The organism is Geodermatophilus sp. URMC 65 (assembly GCF_053502545.1).
This window is the reverse complement of sequence record NZ_CP199954.1, coordinates 5085221-5107282: the sequence shown is the minus strand read 5'-3', so window position 1 is coordinate 5107282 and position 22062 is coordinate 5085221. Positions and strand designations below refer to the sequence as shown.

Here is a 22062-nt window from a genome sequence, read left to right as displayed (position 1 = left end):
CCGACGACGAGGCCGGAGCCCGGCGGCCGCTCGCACCCCGGCCGCGCGGCCGGGGCCCCAGGATCACCCCGTGGACTTCGCCGACCTGAGCCGGCCGTTCGTCATCGCCCACCGCGGCGGTGCCCTGCAGGTCCCCGAACACACCATGGAGGGCTACCGGGTCGCGGTGGGCCAGGGCCTGCCGGTCATCGAGCAGGACGTGTCGACGCTCGCCGACGGCGGCCTGGGCGTCATGCACGACGGCACGGTGGACCGCATGACCACCTCCAGCGGCAACGTCGCCGACCACACGTCGGTGTCCTGGAAGCAGCTGGACATCGACGCCTCGGCCATCCTCGGCGGAGGCTGGCCCGACGGCCTGCGCCCTCCGCTGTTCGAGGAGGTGCTCGTGGAGTTCGGCAACCGCGTCCTCCTCTGCGTCGAGACCAAGAGCAGCGACGCGATGGAGCCGGTGATCGACGCGCTCGACCGACGTGGCGTCAGCCCGGCGTCCGTACTGCTCCAGTCCTACGCACTCGCCGAGTGCCGGCTGGCGCGCTCGCGGGGGCGGGACGTCATCTGGCTCGGGACCACCGACGTCGTCCGGGCCGCCGCCGAGGGCATCGGCTGGATCGGCCCGGAGGCGGGCCAGGTCACCGCGGCGGTGTGTGCACGAGCGCATGCCGTGGGGATCGAGGTGGCCGTCCACACGGTCAACCGCCGGCACCAGCGGGACGTCCTCGTCGCCGACGGCGTGGACGCGATCTTCTCCGACGACCCGGTCTACATCGCGGGGGACGCGGGGCGGCGTGCCTCGGACCTGTTCGCCCGTCAGGTCTGGCTGCCGGGGATGCTGCCGGACACCAGCCGCGGCCGGTTCCACGCGGACGACGGTTCCTGGGGCCTCGACATCTCGGCCACCGCCACCTGCACGCTCATGGGCTTCCTGGCACCGCCGGACCCGGCCGCGTTCACGCTGTACCTCGACCTCCGCATGGACGAGACCTGCGCGGACGGCCGCACGAGCTGCGGGTTCGTCTTCCTGAGCACCGACGACCACCCGTACCGACCGTCGTCCGACCGGTCGCCCGGTGCCGACGGCTACCTATTCCTCCTGCGGGGAGACGGCACCCTGGACGTCCACCGGGTCGTCGAGGGAGTCCCCACCCCGTTGGCGTCCTCGACGGCGGGAACGGCGCCGAGGACGGGCACCTACGTGCCGCTCCGGATCACCGTCACCGGCTCGGGCCTGCTCTTCACGGCCGCCAGCGGCGAGAGCGTGACCGTCGCGGACGCCACCCACCGCCCCGTGCCCGTCGTCCACCTCGGCGGGGCGTTCGCGGGAGTGCGCTTCAGGAACGTGGGGTTCGCATGACCGACCCGTGGGAACGCCCGGGCCACGGTCCGTCCGACCCGGAGGGCTACCGCATCGAGCAGACGCCCGACGGCTACCGGTGGACCTGCCGTGCCGACGGCCGCACCGGAGGGCCGTTCCCCAGCCGCGAGGACGCCGTCACCGCCGCCGAGGCCGACCGCACCGCCTGAGGCAGCGCGGGACCGGGGTGGGCGGCGGCCTGCAGGCGGCCGTTGTGTACGCTTGTTCCTATGAGCCTCCGGCCCGACGCCAGCGACACCAGGACCATGCGCGAGCGGATGCTCGCCGGCGACCCCTACATCGCCGACGACCCCGACCTCGGCGAGGCCAGCACCCGGGCGCAGGACCTGGCCGACGCCTACAACGCGACGACCGTCCGCCAGGGCCCGCTGCGCCGCCGGCTGCTGGAGGAGCTGCTCGGCGCCGTCGGGGAGGGCACCGAGATTCGGCCTCCCTTCTTCGTCGACTACGGCAGCTCCATCCGCATCGGCGCCCGCTGCTTCGCCAACGTCGGGCTGGTCGCCCTCGACGTCGCGCCCATCACCATCGGGGACGACGTCCAGATCGGGCCCAACGTCCAGCTGCTGACCCCGACCCACCCGCTCGACCCGGAGCCCCGCCGGGCCAAGTGGGAGGCGGCCGAGCCGATCACGATCGGCGACAACGTGTGGCTCGGGGGCGGGGCGATCGTGCTGCCCGGCGTGACGATCGGCGAGAACACCGTCGTCGGTGCGGGAGCGGTGGTCACCCGCGACCTGCCGCCGGACGTGGTCGCCGTCGGCAACCCCGCCCGCGTCGTCCGCACCCTGGACGGGCCCGGCCGGTGACGTCCGCCCCGGCGCGGCGGTCCCGGCGGCACGACCCGGGACGGCGCGACCGGCTGGTGGACACCACGCTCGACGTCATCGCCGAGCAGGGCGTCACGGCCGCCACGCACCGGGCGATCGCCCGCGCCGCCGACGTCCCCCTGGGGTCGCTGACCTACCACTTCGCCTCGCTGAGCCAGCTGCTCGCCGCCGCGTTCACCCGGCACGTCGACGCCGTCGCCGAGCGCTTCGACGAGCGCATGCGGGCCGCGCCGGACCGGGCGGCGGCGCTCGAGGCGCTGGTCGAGCACCTCACCGGCGACCTGCTCGGCTCCCAGCGCGACCTGGTGCTCGCCGTCGAGCTCTACGTCGCCGCGGCCCGCGACCCGGCGCTGCGCGCGGTCACCCAGGACTGGATGTCCCGCAGCCGCCGCAGCCTGGAGCGGCACCTCGACCCGGTGACCGCGCGCGAGGTCGACGCGCTGGTGGAGGGGCTCGTCCTGCACAGCGCCCTGTCCACCGACCCGATGACCGCCGACCAGATCCGCTCCGCCCTCCACCGGCTCGCCGGCTGACCCTCCCGAGGACCCCCGTGGCCGTCCCCGTCACCGACACCGCTGCCCTGCGCCGGGCCCGCGCCGCCGTCGCTGCCTGCTTCTTCCTCAACGCCGTCTTCTACGCCGGCCTCGTGCCACGCCTGCCGGAGGTGAAGGCCCAGCTGGGGCTGAGCAGCACCGCCCTGGGCACAGCGCTGGCGGCCCTGCCGCTGGGTGCGCTGCTGGCCGGCCTGTCGTCGGCCGTCCTCATCCGCCGGTTCGGCTCCGGCCGGGTCGCCTCCTACGGCCTGGTGCTGCTCGGCGTCGTGGTGTGGACGGTGTCGGTGGTGCCCAACTGGCTCGGCCTCGCCGCGGCGCTGCTGGTGCTCGGCGCGCTGGACGCGGTCGTCGACGTCGCGCAGAACGCCCACGGGCTGCGCGTGCAGCGGTACTACGGCCGCTCGATCATCAACGCCTTCCACGGCGTCTGGAGCGTCGGCGCGGTCACCGGTGGGCTGCTCGGCTCGGCCGCCGCAGGGCTGGGCGTGCCGCTGGGCGTCCACCTCGCTGCCTCGGCCGTCCTCTTCGGCGCCGTCGCGGTGGTCGCCTCGCGGGCGGTGCTGCCCGGCCGGGACGAGCCCGACCCGGTTCCCGGGGCACACCCGCGGGAGCGACCGCGGCGGCGGACCGCCGTCCCGGCGCTCGCCGTGCTCGGCGTGCTCGCCGCCTGCGGCGCGTTCGTCGAGGACGCCGGCGCGTCCTGGAGCGCGCTGTACCTGCGCACCGAGCTCGCGGCCGGCGCGGCCACCGCCGGGCTGGGCTTCGTGGCCCTGTCGGTGGCGATGACCGTCGGGCGGCTGACCGGCGACCGGGTCGTCGACCGGTTCGGCCGGCGCCGGGTGGCCCGGGCCGGCGGGGCGCTGGCCGCGGTGGGGATGGGCCTGGCCCTGGGCCTGCCGTCGGTGCCCGCCACGCTGGCCGGGTTCGCCCTCGCCGGGCTCGGCGTCGCCACCCTGATCCCGGCCGTCTACCAGGCCGCCGACGAGCTGCCCGGGCTGCCGCACGGGGTGGGACTGGCGGTCATCAACTGGCTCCTGCGGATCGGCTTCCTCGTGTCCCCGCCGCTGATCGGTGCCCTGGCCGACGCCACCAGCCTGCGGGTCGCGCTGCTCAGCGTCGTGCTGGCCGGGGTCGGCGCGCTCGTGCTGGGCCGGGCCCTCCCGGGCCGGCCGCCCGCGGCCCGACCCGGCGGCTGAGCCCGGGGCGCCGGCCGGGCTCAGTGGCCGGCAGCGGAGCTCGCCGCCAGGGTCCGGCGCACGCCCTCCTCGTACGGGGTCGCCGCGAGGCCGAAGGCCCGGGCGGCCCGGCTGCCGTCGACCACGAACGGCTGCTCGAACTGGTACACCATCTCGGCTCCCTCGCGGGCCAGCGGGACGACGGAGCCGAGGGCGCGCACCCGGCGGCTCCCGTGCCGCACCAGCCGCAGCCGGGTGCCCGCCTGCCGGCACGCCTCCGCGGCGAGCGCCCGGCCGGTGGTCACGCCCGGGTGCGGCACGTGCCACACCGCCGCCGGCGAGGTGTCGCCCGTCCCGACGGCGGCCAGGGTGGCGGCGAAGTCGTCGATGAACGTGGGTGTCAGGGGCAGGTCCGGGTCCCCGAGCCACTGCACCGGCCACCCGCGCAGCGCGGCCCGGAACACGTTGCCGGCGACGACCGACCGGACGCCGGGCCCGTAGAGCTCCCCGGCGCGGACGAGGCCGACCGGCAGGCGTCCGGCCGCACCGGCGGAGAGCACCCGCTCGGCGATCCAGGCGCGCAGCACGCCCAAGGCGGCGACCGGCCGCCACGGGGTGTCCTCGGTCATCGGCCCGTCGACCCGCCCGTACATCCAGGTGTCGTCGGCGAACACCAGACGTGCGCCGGCGCGGGAGGCGGCGTCGACCAGGGCGTCGGTGACCACGGGGAACTCGCCGGTCCAGCGGGCGAGGACGGGCATCACGCAGTGGTAGACGGCGGCCGCGTCCCGGCAGGCCGCGGCCAGGGCCGCACCGTCGGTGGCGTCCGCCGCCGCCGTCTCCACGCCGGGCGTGCCGACGTCGCGGCCGTCACGGGTGACCGCGCGCACCCGGTACCCCGCCGCGTGCAGATGGGCGACGAGCCGCCGGCCGGTCGCTCCCCCGGCGCCCACCACGGCGTGCACACCAGGGTGGTGGAGTGCTGCTCCGTCGCTCGTCGTCGTGCCCGGATCCGGCATCGCCGGATCGTCACGGCGGTGGTCACGCACCGGTACCCGGGGCGTGGCCGGGCACTCCGGCCTCGCGGAGGTCGGTGACCGCCAGGACGCGGCCGATCGGATAGAGCTCGATCTCGGCGTCCTCGGCCAGGGCGGCGATCACCGTCAGCCAGCCGGCGGGGCCGAAGCGGACGATCCTCCTCGGCAGGTCGATGTGGCGGGACGGGTCGGCCGGGTCCTGCACCACGACCCGGCCCTCGTAGAGGTGGCGGTCGTTGACCGTGGTGATGTCCATCGGGACAGCCTCCTGCGCGGGCGGGCACGGCGGCAGCGGACCGCGCCCCCCGGTGAGATCCGCCTCGGTTGCCCGACACGGCCCCGCACCGGTGCGGCAGCCCGTACAGTCGAGTGCGGTCGCCGTTGTGCCTCTGCTTCGTTCTCGGACGTCCGCAGTCGTCTCTGCCTGACGTTCCTCTCGGTCCTGCCGGTCGGTGCGGCGCCCCAGGACCGACAGCGGTCGGTCCTGACACGACAGCACGGAGAAGAGAACGACATGGCTCAGGGCACTGTGAAGTGGTTCAACGCGGAGAAGGGCTTCGGCTTCATCGAGCAGGACGGCGGCGGCGCCGACGTCTTCTGCCACTACTCGGCGATCACCGGCAGCGGCTACCGGTCGCTGGACGAGGCGCAGCGCGTCGAGTTCGACGTCACCCAGGGCCAGAAGGGCCCGCAGGCGGAGAACGTCCGCGCGATCTGAGCGACGGGAGGGGCACGGCGACGCCACGCCGTGCCCCTCCCCCACGCTCGCTCCCAGGGAGGCCCCGCGGTCGGTGACCGCGGGGCCTCCCTCGCCTACACACGTCCACGGCGGTCCCCCGGGCCGCCGGCCGCGGCGCGCCCGGGTCACACCGGTTGCGGCGGACGACGGGCGGGCGGCGCGGAGGAGGGTCGCGTCCGGGTGAAGCGCCATCCCGCCCGCTCCAGCAGTGCGATGCACTGGTCGACCACGGCCTCGATGTCGTACTCCTGCGGCACCTCCGGCGGCATGGCGACGTCCAGTGCGTTGGCCAGGGCCACGTGGAAGTCACTCCGCGCCATCGCCGCGCCTCCCGTACCGGCTCGCCCGGCTGCGAGCGCCGGCCCTGCTCGTCGGCGACACCGCTGATGGTGCCCCCGTCGCCCCTCCCCGGGGACGGCGGCTCACCGGTCGGCGATCCAGCTGCCGTGGAAGCCGAGCGGGACCCGCGCCGGCAGGTGGACGCGGGCGACCGGTCCGCCGGCGAAGTCCTGGGCCGCGATGACCACCAGGTCCGCGGCTCCCCGCTCGGGGTCGTGCACGAACGCCAGGACGTAGCCGTCGTCCTCGGCCGCGTCGGGGGCCGAGGGCGCGAACACGGCCTCGCCCACGGTGGCGTCCCGGCCGAACCGGTGCACCTCGACGCGGCCCGTGGCCAGGTCGTGCTTGAGCAGCGCGTCGGCGAAGGCGTCGTCCGCGAAGGTGCCGTCGACCTGCACGGTGGACCGGCTCACCTCCCGGGTCACCGCGCTGTAGCCGTAGCGGTACGGCCGGGAGACGACCCGCTCGTCGGTGCGCGGCAGCTCCTGCGGGCGGTCGTCGAGGCGCTGCTGGCCGACCCTGCCCGCGGTGGGGTCGACGGTCCAGCGGTCCAGCGTCAGCGAGCCCTGCCCGGACAGGCCGGACAGGTCGTAGGCGCCCTCGTAGCGGCAGAGGTCGACGACGACCCGGTCGCCGTCGTCGTAGGCGTTGAGCGTGTGGAAGACCCAGCAGGGGTCCACCTCGAACCAGCGGACCTCGCGGGTGGTCCCCTCCCGGGGCAGCAGCCCGACCCGGGCCTGGTGCGCCGGGTTCCACCCGTAGGGCAGCGAGGAGCCGGTGGCCGCGGCGGCCATGCTGAAGGTCACCGGGAGGTCGAGCAGGACGACGTAGCGCTCGGTCAGGGCGAAGTCGTGCATCATCGGCCCGTCCGCGACCGGGACGTCGGTGGTGCTGCTGACCCGCCCGTCGGGGCCGATGACGACGTGCTGCACGTGGTCCCATCCCCAGTAGTAGGCGACGGCGTGCAGGTCCCCGGTCCGCTGGTCGAGCTTGGTGTGCGCGGCGTAGCCGCCCGGCAGCGTGCCGCCGAAGTCGCACGGACCGACGGTGTCCAGCTCGTCGGTGAGCTCGTACGGCAGCGCGCCGGCCTCGACGGTGGCGAGCGTGCGCCCGGCGTGCGCGATGACGTGGGTGTTCGCGGCGAAGTCCATGCCGGCGTGCACCGGCCCCCCGGCCCACCGCTCCCCCAGCGCCTCCGCCACCTGCCTCGAGCGCACCCAGCGGTTGCGGTACCACTCGGCCCGACCGTCCCGCAGCCGGACCCCGTGCACCATGCCGGGACCGAGGAACCAGTGCTGGACCGGGTCGTCCAGGCCCAGGGGGTTGGGCCCGTTGCGCAGGTACCGCCCGTGCAGCTCGGCCGGGAGGGTCCCGGTCACCGGCAGGTCGAACGCGGTGATCTCCTCCGTGACCGGCGCGAACGCCCCCTCGAGATACCTGCTGCGGTCCAGCATCGGGTGGTCGGGCATCGTGGTCCCTCCCGCGATCGTCGGCCTGGATCGGCGTGTCGTCGCCCTGCTCCCGGGAGTGTGGCCCTCCGGCGCCGTGTCGGAAAGCCACCGCCGGCGGCTCGGGAGGGCCTGACGGCGTGCCGCCCGGGACGCGCTGACCGCGCCCGCCTCAGCTGTCCGCCGGCCGGAACGCGCGGTCGACCACCGCATCGGCGACCCCGGTACCGATCTCCCGGGCGTCGTCCATCGCGTCCCGGAAGTGGATCCCCAGCCAGATCCGCGCGTTCGTGACGTCGTCCAGCCAGGCCTCCGCGTCGTCGTAGACCCGGGTGGTGTCCGTGACGGTGCTGTAGATCGCCATGTCCAGCTGGCCGGGACCGAACATCTCCTCCAGCGTCCCGGCGACGGCCGAGCTGACGCAGCCGTGGCCGCTGGGGTTGTCCGGGTACGGCGGGGACGCACGCAGCGAGGTCCACGCCGGGTCGGCCGCGGTGGCGTCGTTGCCGTCCCGGTCGGCCTGCTGGATCGCGGTGACCGGGCGCCAGAAGGCGGTGTCGTACTTGACCCGCCAGCAGGTGATCTGCGTGTCGGCTCCAGCGGTGTTGACGGCGGCGAACACCCGCGCCGTGTCCACGATGTCCATGGGGTGGCGGGCCGCCCGCTCCCGCAGAGCGTCCTGGTACTGCCGGACCGGGTTGTCGCTCCAGAACAGGGCCAGGTCGGTCTGCTCCGCCGTCCGGTCGGCGCTCGTCGCGGACCCCATCGCCGCCACCTCGGCGAAGTCCGCGGCGTACTCCTCGCTGTCCAGGGGGTCGGGCCCGTCCGTGGCGAACTCCACCGGCGACTCGACGACGAGCGGCTCCGTGAAGCCCAGCCACGGGGCCAGCATCTCCCCGCTGCCGGTGGGCACCCACATCCCGGGGGGTGGCTCGGCGGGCCGGTCGAGGGTGATCGGTGCGTCCCGCCCGTCGTCGGCGCGGGCGGCGATGAGCTCCGCCGCGGCGTCCCGGCCGACCTGCAGGCCGCGCTGCCGCTCCGCGGTGTCCGGGACGGTGCCGAGCCAGGCGGCGAGATCGGCGTCCAGGGCGGCCCGGGACGCCGGGAACCAGTGCACGAGGACGTCGTGCGCCGCGGTCGCCGCGGCCACGTCGGAGGCGGTGGGGACGTCGGCCTCCTCGGCGGTGACGACCGCGTCGTGCACGGCCGTCGACACCAGGCCGAGGTACAGCTGCGCCACGGGCGGCGGCTGCTCCCCCTCGACGCCGATGGTGCGCCAGGCGAGGGCGTTCCAGCTGAGCACCACCCCGGGATCACCTCGCGGGGAGGCCGCCTCGTCCCCGGCCGCCGCGGTCGGCGTTCCGGCGAGGACCAGCAGCGCGGCGGTCACGACCGCCTGACGCCGAGCGGAGCGGGTCCTGGTCATGGCGTGCCTCCTGACCTCCCGGCTCCCTCCCGCCGTCCGGGACCGGGCCGGGCAGTGTCCGCGGGTGCCCGACGTGCCGCCGCCCCCGCTCCCCGGGTCCACCTCCTCGGGTCCGGCGGCGGTCGTGGGAGCCGAACCGGACGCTATGCCGGCGGGTGTGCCCCGGACAGGGCACCACGTCCCCGCCCGCGACGGGCTCGGCGGGGCCGCTCAGGAGACGATCGGGTCGACGTCCCGGGTGCAGAACATGCACACCGACGCGTCCACCGGGATGAAGCTCTTGCAGTGGTCGCACTCCCGGCTGCCCTGCGCGCCGGCGGTCTCCCGGCCGGTGGCACGCCGGATGGCCTGGACGATGAGCATGATCGTGAGGGCCAGCAGCAGGAACGAGACCAGCGCCGTCAGGAACGACCCGTAGCGGATCTCCGCGCCGTTCACCGTCAGCACGAGGGCGTCGAAGTTCGGCTGCCCGAAGATCGCTGCGACGAGCGGCAGGATGACGTCGCCCACCAGTGAGTCGACCACCGTCGCGAACGCCGCCCCGATCGCCAGGCCCACGGCCAGGTCGATGAGACTGCCGGAGAAGGCGAAGTTCCGGAAGTTGGTGAGCAGCGTGCGCACGTGTCCTCCTGCCGACGCGGGACTGGAGCCCGGAGCTGACGGGGCCGGGAGGCCCGGCCTCCTCAGTTCCCACCGCGTGCGGCGCTACTCGCGCCCGACCCGCCGCGCGGACCACGACCGGCACCGCACGCGGCAGGGGGCCGGCCGGGACCCCCGGTCGGCCCCCTGCCCGGCGACCGTCAGAAGGCGGGGATGACCGCGCCCTCGTAGGTGTCCTCGATGAACTGACGCACCTGGTCGGAGTGCAGCAGCCCCTCGAGCTCCTGGATCCGCTCGTCGTCCTCGGTCCCGGTCCGCACGACCAGCAGGTTGGCGTTGGGGTTGCCCTCGGCCGACTCCAGCGCCAGGGCGTCCTCGGCCGGCACGAGGTCGGCCTCGATGGCGTAGTTGCCGTTGATCACCGCGATGTCGACGTCGGCCAGCGACCGGGGCACCTGCGCGGCCTCGACCTCGGAGATCTGCAGGTCCTTCGGGTTGTCCTGGACGTCCAGCGACGTGGGCGCCGCGTCGCCGGTGTCGGCCAGGGTCATCAGCCCGTTGGCCTCCAGCAGCCGCAGGGCCCGGGCGGCGTTGGTGGGGTCGTTGGGGATCGCCACGGTCGCGCCGTCGGGAAGGGCGGCGAGGTCGGGAAGCGACTGGGAGTAGATGCCCAGGGGCTCGATGTGCACCGGCGCCAGCGGGGTGAAGTCGTACCCGGCGCTGGCCTCCTGCTCCTCCAGGTACGGGATGGTCTGGAAGTAGTTCGCGTCCAGGGACCCGTCGTCCAGGGCGACGTTGGGCTGCACGTAGTCGGTGAACTCGACGATGTCGAGGTCCAGGCCGGCGTCCGCGGCGAGGTTCTCGTCGACGAAGCGCAGGATCTCGGCGTGCGGCACCGGGGACGCGCCCACCCGCAGCGGCTCGTCGGCCGCGGACAGCTCGGCCTCGCCGCCGCCGCAGGCGGCCAGGAGGGCGGTCGCCGCGGACGCGGCCAGGAGCGAGGTGAGACGGGAGCGCATGACGGGGGTCCTCCTCGGACGTGGTGGGAGAGGTGGCCGGCCGGCCACCGGGGGGTCGGTGGGGTGGGTGGTCAGACGTGCGCCAGCCGGCGCGCCCAGTGGTCGCCGGCCCACTGCAGGGCCTGCACGACGAGGAGCAGCAGGACGACGGTCAGCAGGGTGATGTCGGTCCGGAACTGCTGGTAGCCGAAGCGGATGGCGAAGTCGCCGAGCCCGCCACCGCCGACCGCGCCGGCCATCGCCGAGTAGCTGATGAGCGCGACGACGGTGACCGTGGTCCCGGCGATGAGCGAGGGGCGCGCCTCGGGCAGCAGCACGGTGCGGACGACGTCCCGGCGGCGCGCGCCCATGGCCATCGCCGCTTCGACCTTCCCGGGGGCGACCTCCCGGAGGCTGGTCTCCACCAGGCGGGCGAGGAAGGGGACGGCGCCGATCGTCAGCGGCACGATGGCCGCCGTCGAGCCGATGGTCGTCCCGACGATGCCGCGGGTGACCGGCGCGACCAGGAACAGCAGGATGATGAACGGCAGCGAGCGGCCGAGGTTGACGACCACCCCGAGGAACCGGTTCAGCAGCGGTCGCGGGGCGAGCGCCCCCGGAGCGGTGACGGTCAGCAGGATCCCGAGGGGGATGCCGAGCAGCACGGTGAGCAGGGCGGAGACCCCGACCATGTACAGCGTCTCGCCGGTCGCCTCCATCAACTGCGGCCAGATGCGGGCCCAGTCGCTCATCGGCCCGCTCCCGTCGCCGCCACGGCGTCCGTGTCCCGGGGCACCGCCTCGATGAGGACGCCGTCGTCGCGCAGCCCGCGCAGCGCCCCGTCCAGCCGGCTGAGGTCGCCGGTGGCCCGCAGCAGCAGCCGGCCGTAGCGGCCCCCGGCGACGGTCTCGACCGAACCGCCGGCGACCTCCACCGCGAGCCCCAGCTGCCCGATCAGGGTCTGCAGGACGACGGTCTCGGGCGTGCGGTCGGTGACGGTCACCCGGAGGAGGACGCCGTCGTGCCCGGCGCCGGCGTCGGCGAGCGGCGCGGGCAGCAGTGCGTCGCTCAGCGGCGAGTGCTCGCGGGTCAGGACCTCCGAGAGCCGGCCGCTGTCCACGACGCGGCCCCGCTCGAGGAGGACGGCGCTGTCGCACACGGCCTTGACGACCGCCATCTCGTGGGTGATGAGCAGCACGGTCAGGCCGAACTCGGAGCGCACCCGGCGCAGGAGCTCCAGCACGCCGGTGGTGCTGGCCTGGTCGAGGGCGGAGGTCGCCTCGTCGCAGAGCAGCACCGTGGGGCGGCCGGCCAGCGCACGGGCGATCGCCACCCGCTGCTTCTGCCCGCCGGAGAGCTGCCCGGGGTGCGCGTCCGCGCGCTCCCCCAGCCCGACCAGCTCCAGCAGCTCGGTGGCCCGGCGGCGGCGCTCGGCCCGGCCGACACCGGCCAGCTCGAGCGGGTGCTCGACGTTGCCGGCCGCGGTCCGCGAGTCCAGGAGCTCGAAGTGCTGGAAGACCATCCCGATGGAGCGGCGCGCCTGCCGCACCTCGTCGTCCGGCAGCTCGGTGAGCACCCGGCCGTCGACGGTCACCGACCCCGACGTGGGCCGCTCCAGCAGGTTCACCAAGCGCACCAGCGTGCTCTTGCCCGACCCGCTGGGGCCGACCACGCCGGCGAACTCGCCGGCCTCGACGTGCAGGGTGATGCCGTCGACGGCGACGACCTCCCCGGACCGCCTCCGGGCGGGGAAGACCTTGCGGACGTCGTGCAGATCTATCACGGGTGGGCTGTCCTCAGGGGTGAGCAGGCGGGAACGGTCTCCGGACGGCGCCGGCCGACCGGCAGCCCCGGGCAGGGGCGCACCGACGTCCGGACGACGTCCGGGCCGCGCGGGAGCGACGGACCAGCAGGGGCTGTGTGCCCCGGACGGCGGGGCAGCTACCGCGACGAGGGCCGGGCGGTCAGCGACACAGGGCCGCGGCGGTGCGGCACAGGTCGACGTGCCGGCGGGCCCACGTGGGCGCTGGGCCTGTCATCGCGTCCTCCATCGGTCCTGGCAGTAGCACCCTCGTCCGCCGGGGCGGGGGGTTGCTGCGGCGTCGTCGAGCCAGGTCTCTCGGCCGCTCCGGATGGCGTTGCCCGTCGACTCTACTGAGCCGGCCGGCCCGACCGACACGCCGGACCTGCGACATCGCCCACAGGCGGGGCTCCGGCAGCGCCCTCAGGAGTCCGCCGGTCGCACCGCGGACCACGACCGGCGGCCGCGAGCGGACACCGGCCGCACGCCGCGGATTGCCGAACGCCGAGGTCAGGAGCACCGTGGCGCTCGACACCACCGACCGCACGGACCCCGGAGGCCGCGGTGCACCTGACCCCTCGCGAGCAGGAGCGCCTGCTGCTCTTCAACGCCGCCGAACTCGCCCGCCGGCGACTGACCCGGGGCGCGCGCCTGGGCGCGACCGAGGCGATCGCCCTGGTCTGCGACGAGGTCCTGGAGATGGCCTGGGACGGGCTGCCGCTCCAGGAGGTCGTCCGGCGGGCCCGGAGCGTGGTCGCGGTCGACCAGGTGCTCCCCGGGGTCGCCACCACCGTGCCCAGCCTGCAGGTGGAGGCGCTGTTCCCCCACGGCACCTCCCTGGTGCACGTGCCCGAGCCCTTCGGCCCGGCCGACCCGACCGGTCCGGGCGCCGTCCTCGCGCAGGACGGCGACGTCGAGCTGGCGCCGGGCCGGCTCCGGCGCACCGTCGAGGTCACCAACCGCAGCGACCGCTCCGTGTGGATCTCCTCGCACTTCCCGCTGGAGGAGGTCAACCCGGCGGTCGAGTTCGACCGCGACGCGGTGCGTGGTTTCCGGCTCGACCTGCCGGCCGGGGTCAGCCGGGAGTTCCCGCCCGGCACCACCTCCACCGTGCCCGTGGTGGCCCGCGGGGGTCAGCGGTGAGCCGCATCTCCCACGCCCGCTACGCCGGCCTCTACGGCCCCACCACCGGTGACCTGCTGCGCCTGGGCGACACCGACCTGTGGGTGCGCATCGAGGCCGACGACACCGACCCCGGCGACGAGCTGCTCGGCGGCTGCGGCAAGACCGCCCGGGACGGGCTGCTCGTGACCGACCGCGCCCCCGGGGACAGCGCCCTGGACATGGTGGTGCTCGGCGTCGTGGTCGTCGACCCGCTGCTCGGGGTGCGCAAGACCAGCATCGGCGTCAAGGACGGCCGCATCGTCGGCGTCGGCCGGGCCGGCAACCCGGACACCAGCGACGCCGTCGAGCTGGTGGTCGACTCCCACACGGCGATGATCACCGGGGAGGGCCTCCTCGCCACCCCGGGCGTCGTGGACTCGCACGTGCACCTGTCCAGCCCCGAGATCGCCCCCGCGGCCCTGGCCGCCGGGGTGACCTCACTGGTGGGCATGGGCATCGGCGGTGTGTGGGACGTCGGCGCCAACCCCGCGACGAACCTGCACACGCTCATCGAGGGGTGGCGCGACACCCCCCTCAACGCGGCCTTCCTCGCCCGGGGATCCACCTCGTCCACCGAGCTGCTCGAGCGTGCCGCCCTCGCCGGGGCCGGGGGGTTCAAGATCCACGAGGACTGGGGCGCGACCCCGCGCATCGTGGACACCTGCCTCGGCGTGGCCGACGACGTGGACCTGCCCGTGGCCCTGCACACGGACACCCTCAACGAGTCCGGCGCCCTGGCCGACACGCTGTCGGCCACCCGCGGCCGGACGGTGCACGCCTACCACGTCGAGGGCGGTGGTGGGCACGCCGACCTGCTGCAGGTGGTGGGCGAGGCCCACGTCCTGACCTCCTCGACCACGCCGACGCTCCCGCTGACGGTCGCGACGGTCGACGAGCTGCTGCCCATGACCCTGACCGTCCACCGCGGTCACCGCGGCATCGACAGCGACGTCTCCATCGCCACCAGCCGCGTGCGCGAGCACGGCATCGCCGCGGAGAACGCCCTGCACGACCTGGGCGCAATCAGCATCGTGAACTCCGACTCGATGGGCATGGGCCGGATCGCGGAGACCGCCCGGCGCACCTGGCAGCTGGCCCACGTGCAGGCGCACCTGGCCGGTCAGGCCGGGCCGGAGCACGTCAACAACGAGCGGGTGCTCCGCTACCTGGCCAAGATCACCGTCAACCCGGCCATCGCCCACGGCATGGCGCACGAAGTGGGATCCCTGACGCCGGGGCGGCTCGCGGACGTCGTGCTGTGGCACCCGGCCACCTTCGGCACCGCGCCGGAGCTGGTCCTCAAGTCCGGCTTCGTCGCGTGGGGGACCTCGGGGTCCGGCTCGGGCTCCACCCGGCTGACCCAGCCGCGCGTGCTGCGGCCGTACTTCGGTGGCCTCGGGGCCGCGCCACGCCGGCTCTCGCGGGTGTTCGTCTCCGAGCAGTGCCTCGCGGACGCCGACGCGCGCAGAGCGCTGCCCGAGGGCGTGCGCTACGCCGCCATCCGGGCGAGCCGGGGCCTGACGAGCGCGGACATGGTCGCCAACACCGCCCTGCCCGCGGTCGCCGTGCCGACGGAGCCGGGTCCCGTCCTCGTGGACGGGCGTCCCGTGCCCGTGCACCGCGTGTCCGACCTGCCCCTCACCCGCCTGCACCACCTGGCCTGAACGGAGCGACCGTGCTGGACATGCTGCTGCGGGACGTCCGCGTGCACACCGTCGACGACGCCCGTCCCACGGCGTCGGCGATCGGCGTCCTCGGCGGCCGGGTCGTGGGCCTGGACGAGGAGGTCGTGGACCTGCCCGCCCGGACGGTCGTCGAGGGCCAGGGTGCCGTGGTGGTCCCCGGCTTCGGGGACGCGCACAACCACATGGCCTGGTTCGGCCAGTCGCTGGGCGAGATCGACCTGTCCGTCACCAGCAGCCTGGCCGGCGTCGAGGACGCCGTGGCCCGGGACGCCGAACGCCTCCCCGCGGACGCGTGGGTCGTCGGCTCCGGCTACGACGACACGGTCATGGGCGCCCACCCCGACCGCTCCCTGCTGGACCGGGCCGGCGGTGGCCGCCCGGTGTGGTTGAAGCACCGCTCGGGCCACATGAGCGTGGTGAGCAGCGAGGTGCTGCGACGCTGCGGTGTCCTGGACGGCCGCACGGAGCAGCCGGAGGGCGGCGTCGTCGTCCGTGACGGGTCCGGCGAGCCCACGGGGCTGCTCCAGGAGCGCGCTCAGGCGCTCGTCGACGACCTGGTGAAGCCGTACCCGGTGGAGGAGGTCGCCACGGCGCTCGGCCGGGCGAGCGAGGTCTACGCCGCGGAGGGGCTGACCCACGTCGTCGAGGCCGGCATCGGCCTGGGCCTGCTCGGCCGCACGCCGGTGGAGGCGGCCGCCTACCTGGTAGCCCGGGACCGGGGGCTGCTGCGCACCCGCGTCGAGCTGATGGTCGCCGGCGACACCCTGCACCGCCTCCGGGCGCACCCCGCCGACGGTATCGACGTGGGGCTCGACCTCGGGCTGCGCACCGGATTCGGCGACGACCGGCTGCGGCTGGGACCCATGAAGATCTGGCTGGACGGGTCGTTGATCGGGCGCACGGCCGCGCTGTCCGAGCCCTTCTGCGACCACGGGACCGCGGTGTTCCAGGACGACCCGGACGTCATGCGCCGCCTCGTGGTCGACGCGCACCGCGCCGGGTGGCGGGTGGCCGCGCACGCCATCGGCGACGACGCCGTGGAGCTGGCGCTGGACGCGTTCGCCGAGGCCACCCGGGTGCACCCGCGCGCCGACGTCCGCCATCGCGTCGAGCACGCCGGCCTGGTCCGTCCCGACCAGCTCGCCCGCTTCGCAGAGCTGGGCGTGGTACCCGTCCCGCAGCCGCGCTTCCTGTACGCGATCGGGGACACCATGGCCGCCGCGGTGGGGCCCCGGCGCGTGGACTGGCTCTACCGGCACCGCTCGTTCCTGCACGCCGGACTGCGGGTGCCCGGCAGCTCCGACCGGCCGGTCGCCCCCGGTGCCCCGCTGCTCGGCATGCAGTCCATGGTCGAGCGCCTGTCGTCCGGCGGGGCCCTGATCGGGGCGGACGAGCGCGTGAGCGCCGCCCAGGCGCTGCGGGCCTACACCCTGGACGAGGCCTGGGCCAGCCACGACGAGCGGACCCGCGGCAGCCTCACCCGCGGCAAGCTCGCCGACCTGGTGCTGCTGGACGACGACCCGCTCCGCGTCGATGCCGACCGGATCGGCGCCATCGGCGTCCTGGCGACGCTGCTCGCCGGGGCGCCCGTGCACGACACCGGCCTGTTCACGGGCCGGGACCTCCCCGCACCCACCCCCACTCCGAGGGAGCGCAGGCATGAGTGACCCGACCGCCTCGTCACCTGGCACGACGAGGACCTCCGCCGCCGCCGGCGCGCCGGCTCACGTCAGCCCCCAGGACGCCCGCCGCGTCGCCTTCGCGGCCTTCGTCGGCACGGCCCTCGAGTGGTACGACTACTTCCTCTTCGGCACCGCCGCCGCCCTCGTCTTCAACCGGCTCTACTTCAGCACGCTGGACCCCACTGCGGCGACGCTGGCGGCCTTCGCCACCTTCGGCGTCGGCTTCGTCGCCCGCCCGGTGGGGGCGGTCGTCTTCGGAGCGGTGGGCGACCGCATCGGGCGCCGACCCGCGCTGCTGATCACGGTGGTGATGATCGGCGTGGCGACCGGGCTGATCGGCCTGCTGCCCGACTTCGCGGCCATCGGCGTCGCCGCGCCGGCCCTGCTCGTGCTGCTGCGCCTCGCGCAGGGCGTGGCCGTCGGCGGGGAGTGGGGCGGTGCGGTGACCCTCGCCGTCGAGCACGCCCCGCCGGACCAGCGCGGCCGCTACGCCGCCCTCCCCCAGCTCGGCTCGCCGGTGGGCACGCTGATGTCCTCGGGCGCCTTCGCGCTCGTGCTGCTGCTGCCGGCCGAGAGCTTCGACTCGTGGGGGTGGCGGCTGCCCTTCCTCGCGGCCTTCCCCCTGCTCGTCATCGCCTTCTACATCCGCCGCCGCGTCGAGGAGTCACCGGTCTTCGACCAGATGCTCGCGCAGGAGGCCGACCGGCCGAAGATCCCGGCCGGGGAGGTCTTCACCCACGCCTGGGGCCGCCTGCTCGTCGCCATCGCGGCGGCGTTCCTCGGCGTCGGCGGGTTCTACGTGCTGACCACGTTCGCGATCAGCTACGGCGTGGACACCCTCGGCCTGTCCCGCACCCTCATGGTGAACGCCACGCTGGTGGCCGCCGTGGTCGAGATCGGCGTCATCGTCCTGTTCGGCCGGATAGCCGACCGGCTCGGCCCGGGACGGGTGACGTTCTGGGGCGGCCTGGCCAGCGCGGTCCTGGCGCTACCGGTCTTCGCCCTGCTGACGACGCGCTCACCCGCTGCCGTCGTGCTCGCCATCTCGGTCGGGATCGCCGCGCTCTCCGTGGCGTACGCCGTCACCGGGGCCCTGCTGGCCGAACTGTTCCCCGCCCGTTACCGCTACAGCGGGGTGGCACTGGCCTACAACATCGCCGGCGCGCTCAGCGGGTTCCTCCCCTTCGTCGCGACCGCCCTGACCAGCGGCATCGGCGACGACCCGTGGGTGCCCGCGACCCTGCTGATCGCCGTCTCGCTCGTCACCGCCGTCGGCGGGTTCGTCGGTGAGCGCATGCGCGTGCACGACGAGGTGGTCGTGGACTGAGACCCGTCGCTCGGCGCAGGCGGACACGGGCGGCTCGGCCACACGTGCGGCTGCCCGGTCGACGCGCTGGTGCCGCCGGGGACCTGCGCGGCGCGGTCGGCCGGGTACCCCACCAGCGCCTGCTCGAGGCGGTCCTCGCGGCGGCCGGTGACGGCGACCGTGGCGCCGGCGTCGTACCCAGCGCCTAGCCTCGGAGCGTGGGGTTCACCGTTCCTGACGCGCACCTGCTGGCGCTGCACGCGCACCAGGGCCAGGTCGACAAGCAGGGCCGCGACTACTACCTCGCCCACCTGCGGCCGATCGCCGAGGCCCTGCGCCCCCATGGCCCGCACGCCGAGATGGCCGGCGCGCTGCACGACATCGTCGAGGACACCCGCGACCACCCCGACCCCGCCCGCCGCTACGACCTCGACCGGCTCCGCGCCCTCGGTGTCCCGGAGGTCGTCGTCGAGGCGATCGACGCGGTCACCCGGCGCCCGGGCGAGCCCTACATCGCCGGCCTGATCCGGCGGGCCGCGGCGCACCCGCTCGGCCGACTGGTCAAGCTGGCCGACAACGCGCACAACCTCGCCTCGAACGCCGAGCTGGCGCGGGTCGACCCCGACAAGGCCCGCAGCCTCCGCGAGGGCCGCTACCGCCCGGCCCGCCGGATCCTGCTGGCCGCCGAGGCCGCCGACACCCGCTCCGGACGCCGCGTCCTCGTCTGAGGGTCTGCCACCCCGGGTCGGCTGCGCGGTTCGAGAGGTTGACCGGTGACGAGGGCGAGGTCAGGCTTGCCGGGCCCACCGCGGCTCCGACCGACCCGCCGTGCGCCAGTTGCTGACACCGGGGAGATCTGAACGCGGAAACGGTCACGGTGCCCCATCTCGGCACCTCCACCATCGGCTACAGGTTCGGCCGGGCGTACGACGCCTCCCTCCCGACGCTCGTCATGGTCAACTCGTTCAGCACCTCTGCCGAGCTGTTCCGGCCCCAGTCCGCGGACGAGCAGCTCGCCGCCGCGGTCAACGTGCTCGCTCTCGAGCCATACGGCCACGGCCGGACCCGCGCCTCGTACCAGCAGTTCACCTACTGGGACTCGGCCGTCGCCAACCTGCAGGTCCTCGACGCGCTCGGCATCCCCGAGGCGTTCGTCCTGGGCACGTCACAAGGCGGATGGATGGCGGCCCGCATGGCCATGCTCGACCCCCACACCGTGAGGGGCATCATCCCGCTCGGCACCTCGATGGACTCCGAGAGCCAGCGCAGCCGAGACCTGGGGTGCTGGGACGGGATCGCCTTCTGCACGCCGGCCATCGACGCACTCGCCGCGAGCGTCGGAGACGACTGGGTGATCCCGACCGAGCTCGTGGACGCCGTCCTCCACGAGGGCCTCGGCGAGGACGTGCCACCCGACGAGCGCACGTTCTGGCACACAGCACACCAGGAGAACTACGCCTGCGATGCAGGACGGGAGCGTCTTCGCACCAGCAGCATCAACCTGCGTGACCGCGACGGCCTGCACGGCCGACTGGACAGCGTGCGGTGCCCGGTCCTGTGGATGCACGGCACTGCAGACCCGGTCTACTCCGTGGCCAATGCCGAGGACGAGATCACGCTGTTCGTCAACAGCCCCGCCGCCGAGCCCCGCGTCGCCGAGGGCGGCCGGCACTTCCTGAGCGCATCGAACCCCGAGGACGTCGACACCGCGACGGTGGAGTTCATCAACCGCTGGAGGTAGCGAGAGCCGCACGGTCCCCGCGCACGGAGACGCTCGCGTCCTCGTCTAACGCCCACCGTCCGGCCACCCTCCAGGGTCCCGCGCCGAGCCTGCGAGGCGTGGAGGAAGGGGGCGTCCTCCTTCAGCGGTGGAAGAACAGCCGGATGGCGGTGCCCGCCGGGTGTGAGTCGACCGCCGCGTCGTCGGCCAGGCTCCAGGCCAGCCACATCCCCCCGGCGCCGTCGGGGCCCCCGGGGGGCGGGACGTAGCCGAGGGTCTCGTCCGGCAGGCCCGGCCCGGAGTCGGCGACCTCGACGACGAGGGTGTCCCCGTCGGTCCAGGACGACACCTCGGTGAAGGCCGCCACGCGCAGCGAGTTGACCACCAGTTCGTGGGCGGCCTGGACGACGTCGCCGACGCGCGCCGGCCACCAGCCGAGCGCCGCTGCCGACACGGCGCGGCGCGCCTCCCGAAGCGTCGTCAGCACCGCCACGGAGGCGCGCGCCGGCCGCGGGACCCAGGCCGGGTGCACCGACCGGATGAACTGCTGCGGGTCCTCGTAGGCCGGCTCCGGGACCGGTGCGGAGCCACCCCAGGTGAGCGGGTGGGTGCGCGCCACCGCGTCGAGCACCGACGCCGGGAGCCGCTGCCGGTCGTGCAGGCACAGGCTGTAGTACGGCAGGGAGGCATAGCAGCGGTTGGCGACGGCCTCGAACCGGCTCCACTCCCGCCCGTCGTCGCGGGCCAGCCAGGTCGGCTCCGCGGCGAGCCGCCAGGTCGGCGCCACGGCCTGCAGGGCACGGAGGTCCCGGTCGTAGGCGTGCAGGGTGCGGTGCCCGCCCTGCCACCAGGTCTCCGCGGCGGCGAAGGTCGCCAGGCGACGTACGTCCGCGCCCAGCTCCTGGGCGAGGAGCGTCCGGACACGCTCGCCGGCGACGACGAGCACCGGCTCCCCGCGGGACAACCCCTCCACCGCGAACGGGACGTCCCTGTCGACGAGCTCCTGGTCGGCACTGAACGCGAAGGCCTCGTGGGCGAAGCTCCTCCCGTCCCAGTCGCCGGTCGGGCTGACTGGGCTCACGCCGACACCGTCTCCTCGCCGTGCAGGCCGAACAGCCCCAGACAGCGAGCGGCCACCCGGGGGGCCCGCACCAGCCGCAGGTGCACGTCGGCCCCGCGGAGCACCTGGGTGGCCCGGGCCAGCGCGCGGGCGCCCGCGACGTCCAGGAACCGGAGGTCCGAGAGGTCGAGCACGACCTCACCGGGGGTGCCGCAGGCGACGTCGACGAGCGCGCGGGACAAGCCGTCGGCCTGGGTCATGTCGACCTCGCCGTGCAGCGACAGCGACGGGCCCCGCCCGGACAGGTGGGCGAGGGGCTCCTCCTCGCCGGAGTGCTGATCGGGGTGCAGGAGGGTCACCGGTCCGAGGACCTCCGCCCCCAGCGAGGCCTCGTACAGGCAGAGCGCGGTCATGGCGACGGTGCCCATCAGGGCGTCGGCCAGCTGTTCGTAGACGTGCAGCTGCCGCCGGCCGTCGACCCCGCAGCGGACCAGCGGGGTGACGTCGGCGGCGACCCTGACGCCGGTGCGTCCGCGCGCCAGGGCCGCATCGACCAGGCTCCGGTACGCCGTCACCTGCTCGGCCGGTGAGCGCTGTCCGCCGGACGCATACACCTCGGCGGTGCTGCGCACCTCCAGCTGCCCGCTGGCGAGCAGCTCGTCCCGGTCCGGCAGCGGCGCCAGGGCCGACAGCAGCTCCGGTCGCGACGCCCCGACGAGCAGCAGGTGCTCACCGAGCCGTCGTCCCTCCTCGAGGAAGGGCAGGACGGCGGCCGTGAAGTCCGCGGTGTCGGCGAACGTCCAGCACACGTGGTCGCCGGGGCGCAGACCCGTCGGGGCGTCCAGCCTCCTCACGGCGCTCACGTCGGCGACGCTACCGCCGCGTCCCGTGGGATGGGAGGGGGGGCCGTCATCGACCGGCCGCACGTGCCGGGGCGGGAGAGATCCGACGCCGGCGCGGCGGGCGCGGACCCCGCGGCCGTCGCAGGGGGTGACCGACACCGAGGAGACGGGCTACCGTCGGAGGGCCTGTGACCCAGCTCACAACGGAGGCACCGTGACGACGACCCCACCCCGTCCGCGCACATCCGGCAGGCCCCGCCCCGCTGCCGTCGACCGGCTCGCTC

At 74.9% G+C, this 22062-nt stretch carries 24 protein-coding genes and 1 riboswitch; of the genes, 12 read left to right on the top strand and 12 right to left on the bottom strand.

All coding sequences use genetic code 11. From position 1 onward, the window contains the following. Positions 1-70: 70 nt before the first annotated feature. From ACWIX7_RS24695 to ACWIX7_RS24675, 5 genes are read left to right on the top strand one after another with little or no spacing between them, the layout of a single operon-like run. Positions 71-1354 (top strand): glycerophosphodiester phosphodiesterase, encoded by a 1284-nt coding sequence (locus ACWIX7_RS24695; RefSeq protein ID WP_448619039.1) that lies wholly within the window; start codon positions 71-73, stop codon positions 1352-1354. Beyond that, on the top strand, positions 1351-1524 hold the full coding sequence (locus ACWIX7_RS24690; RefSeq protein WP_448619038.1) for a hypothetical protein: 174 nt from the start codon (positions 1351-1353) through the stop codon (positions 1522-1524). The genes ACWIX7_RS24695 and ACWIX7_RS24690 overlap by 4 nt, the downstream gene beginning before the upstream one ends. Positions 1525-1584: 60 nt before the next feature. Continuing rightward, on the top strand, positions 1585-2181 hold the full coding sequence (locus ACWIX7_RS24685) for a sugar O-acetyltransferase (RefSeq protein ID WP_448619037.1): 597 nt from the start codon (positions 1585-1587) through the stop codon (positions 2179-2181). Further along, positions 2178-2735, top strand: a complete 558-nt coding sequence (locus ACWIX7_RS24680) for a TetR/AcrR family transcriptional regulator (protein WP_448619036.1) — start codon at positions 2178-2180, stop codon at positions 2733-2735. Before ACWIX7_RS24685 ends, ACWIX7_RS24680 begins: the two co-directional genes overlap by 4 nt. 17 nt (positions 2736-2752) lie before the next feature. Then, positions 2753-3952, top strand: coding sequence for an MFS transporter (locus ACWIX7_RS24675; protein WP_448619035.1), 1200 nt, complete (start codon positions 2753-2755; stop codon positions 3950-3952). Between the two features lie 20 nt (positions 3953-3972). Here ACWIX7_RS24675 and ACWIX7_RS24670 read toward each other — a convergent pair whose 3' ends face one another. Together ACWIX7_RS24670 and ACWIX7_RS24665 are read right to left on the bottom strand one after the other, a co-directional pair. After that, positions 3973-4896, bottom strand: a complete 924-nt coding sequence (locus ACWIX7_RS24670) for an NAD-dependent epimerase/dehydratase family protein (RefSeq protein WP_448619034.1) — start codon at positions 4894-4896, stop codon at positions 3973-3975. Positions 4897-4972: 76 nt separating this feature from the next. Further along, positions 4973-5224, bottom strand: coding sequence for a hypothetical protein (locus tag ACWIX7_RS24665; RefSeq protein ID WP_448619033.1), 252 nt, complete (start codon positions 5222-5224; stop codon positions 4973-4975). A 258-nt stretch (positions 5225-5482) separates the two neighbouring features. Between ACWIX7_RS24665 and ACWIX7_RS24660 the strand changes: the two genes are divergently transcribed. Further along, positions 5483-5686, top strand: coding sequence for a cold-shock protein (locus tag ACWIX7_RS24660; protein ID WP_100499772.1), 204 nt, complete (start codon positions 5483-5485; stop codon positions 5684-5686). A 146-nt stretch (positions 5687-5832) separates the two neighbouring features. Here ACWIX7_RS24660 and ACWIX7_RS24655 read toward each other — a convergent pair whose 3' ends face one another. From ACWIX7_RS24655 to ACWIX7_RS24620, 8 genes are all read right to left on the bottom strand, one after another. Continuing rightward, positions 5833-6027 (bottom strand): hypothetical protein, encoded by a 195-nt coding sequence (locus ACWIX7_RS24655; RefSeq protein ID WP_448619032.1) that lies wholly within the window; start codon positions 6025-6027, stop codon positions 5833-5835. 102 nt (positions 6028-6129) lie between these two features. After that, positions 6130-7515: a carotenoid oxygenase family protein gene (locus ACWIX7_RS24650; protein ID WP_448619031.1), complete on the bottom strand. Its 1386-nt coding sequence runs from the start codon at positions 7513-7515 to the stop codon at positions 6130-6132. Positions 7516-7666: 151 nt separating this feature from the next. Continuing rightward, a complete protein-coding gene (locus ACWIX7_RS24645; RefSeq protein WP_448619030.1) occupies positions 7667-8920 on the bottom strand; it encodes a vanadium-dependent haloperoxidase in 1254 nt (417 codons plus the stop codon). A gap of 210 nt (positions 8921-9130) precedes the next feature. Further along, on the bottom strand, positions 9131-9541 hold the full coding sequence (gene mscL / locus ACWIX7_RS24640) for a large conductance mechanosensitive channel protein MscL (protein ID WP_448619029.1): 411 nt from the start codon (positions 9539-9541) through the stop codon (positions 9131-9133). A gap of 179 nt (positions 9542-9720) precedes the next feature. Further along, positions 9721-10539: a MetQ/NlpA family ABC transporter substrate-binding protein gene (locus tag ACWIX7_RS24635; RefSeq protein ID WP_448619028.1), complete on the bottom strand. Its 819-nt coding sequence runs from the start codon at positions 10537-10539 to the stop codon at positions 9721-9723. 71 nt (positions 10540-10610) lie between these two features. Continuing rightward, positions 10611-11270 carry a methionine ABC transporter permease gene (locus tag ACWIX7_RS24630; protein WP_448619027.1) on the bottom strand — a complete coding sequence of 220 codons (660 nt, stop codon included), beginning with the start codon at positions 11268-11270 and terminating at the stop codon, positions 10611-10613. Then, complete coding sequence (locus ACWIX7_RS24625) at positions 11267-12301, bottom strand: methionine ABC transporter ATP-binding protein (RefSeq protein WP_448619026.1); 1035 nt, start codon at positions 12299-12301, stop codon at positions 11267-11269. Before ACWIX7_RS24625 ends, ACWIX7_RS24630 begins: the two co-directional genes overlap by 4 nt. A 181-nt stretch (positions 12302-12482) precedes the next feature. Continuing rightward, positions 12483-12557 (bottom strand): putative leader peptide, encoded by a 75-nt coding sequence (locus ACWIX7_RS24620; RefSeq protein WP_448622187.1) that lies wholly within the window; start codon positions 12555-12557, stop codon positions 12483-12485. A gap of 5 nt (positions 12558-12562) precedes the next feature. Then, a riboswitch (SAM riboswitch) is annotated at positions 12563-12657 on the bottom strand. 226 nt (positions 12658-12883) lie between these two features. Between ACWIX7_RS24620 and ureA the strand changes: the two genes are divergently transcribed. The 6 genes from ureA to ACWIX7_RS24590 all read left to right on the top strand — a co-directional run bounded on the left by ureA (position 12884) and on the right by ACWIX7_RS24590 (position 19897). Further along, a complete protein-coding gene (ureA, locus tag ACWIX7_RS24615; protein ID WP_448619025.1) occupies positions 12884-13462 on the top strand; it encodes an urease subunit gamma in 579 nt (192 codons plus the stop codon). Then, positions 13459-15147 carry an urease subunit alpha gene (locus ACWIX7_RS24610; RefSeq protein WP_448619024.1) on the top strand — a complete coding sequence of 563 codons (1689 nt, stop codon included), beginning with the start codon at positions 13459-13461 and terminating at the stop codon, positions 15145-15147. Before ureA ends, ACWIX7_RS24610 begins: the two co-directional genes overlap by 4 nt. Positions 15148-15167: 20 nt before the next feature. Continuing rightward, complete coding sequence (locus tag ACWIX7_RS24605) at positions 15168-16835, top strand: amidohydrolase (RefSeq protein WP_448622186.1); 1668 nt, start codon at positions 15168-15170, stop codon at positions 16833-16835. Continuing rightward, complete coding sequence (locus tag ACWIX7_RS24600) at positions 16828-18177, top strand: MFS transporter (protein WP_448619023.1); 1350 nt, start codon at positions 16828-16830, stop codon at positions 18175-18177. The genes ACWIX7_RS24605 and ACWIX7_RS24600 overlap by 8 nt, the downstream gene beginning before the upstream one ends. A 197-nt stretch (positions 18178-18374) precedes the next feature. Continuing rightward, complete coding sequence (locus tag ACWIX7_RS24595) at positions 18375-18884, top strand: HD domain-containing protein (protein WP_448619022.1); 510 nt, start codon at positions 18375-18377, stop codon at positions 18882-18884. A 149-nt stretch (positions 18885-19033) separates the two neighbouring features. Next, the gene (locus tag ACWIX7_RS24590) at positions 19034-19897 is read left to right on the top strand and encodes an alpha/beta fold hydrolase (protein ID WP_448619021.1); all 864 of its coding nucleotides are present in this window, start codon (positions 19034-19036) and stop codon (positions 19895-19897) included. A gap of 121 nt (positions 19898-20018) precedes the next feature. Here the strand turns inward: ACWIX7_RS24590 and ACWIX7_RS24585 are convergent, their stop codons facing one another. Beyond that, entirely contained in the window at positions 20019-20957 is a 939-nt protein-coding gene (locus ACWIX7_RS24585) for an anti-sigma factor RsbA family regulatory protein (RefSeq protein WP_448619020.1), read from the bottom strand. Next, positions 20954-21799: an MEDS domain-containing protein gene (locus ACWIX7_RS24580; protein WP_448619019.1), complete on the bottom strand. Its 846-nt coding sequence runs from the start codon at positions 21797-21799 to the stop codon at positions 20954-20956. The genes ACWIX7_RS24585 and ACWIX7_RS24580 overlap by 4 nt, the downstream gene beginning before the upstream one ends. Positions 21800-22062 lie beyond the last annotated feature (263 nt).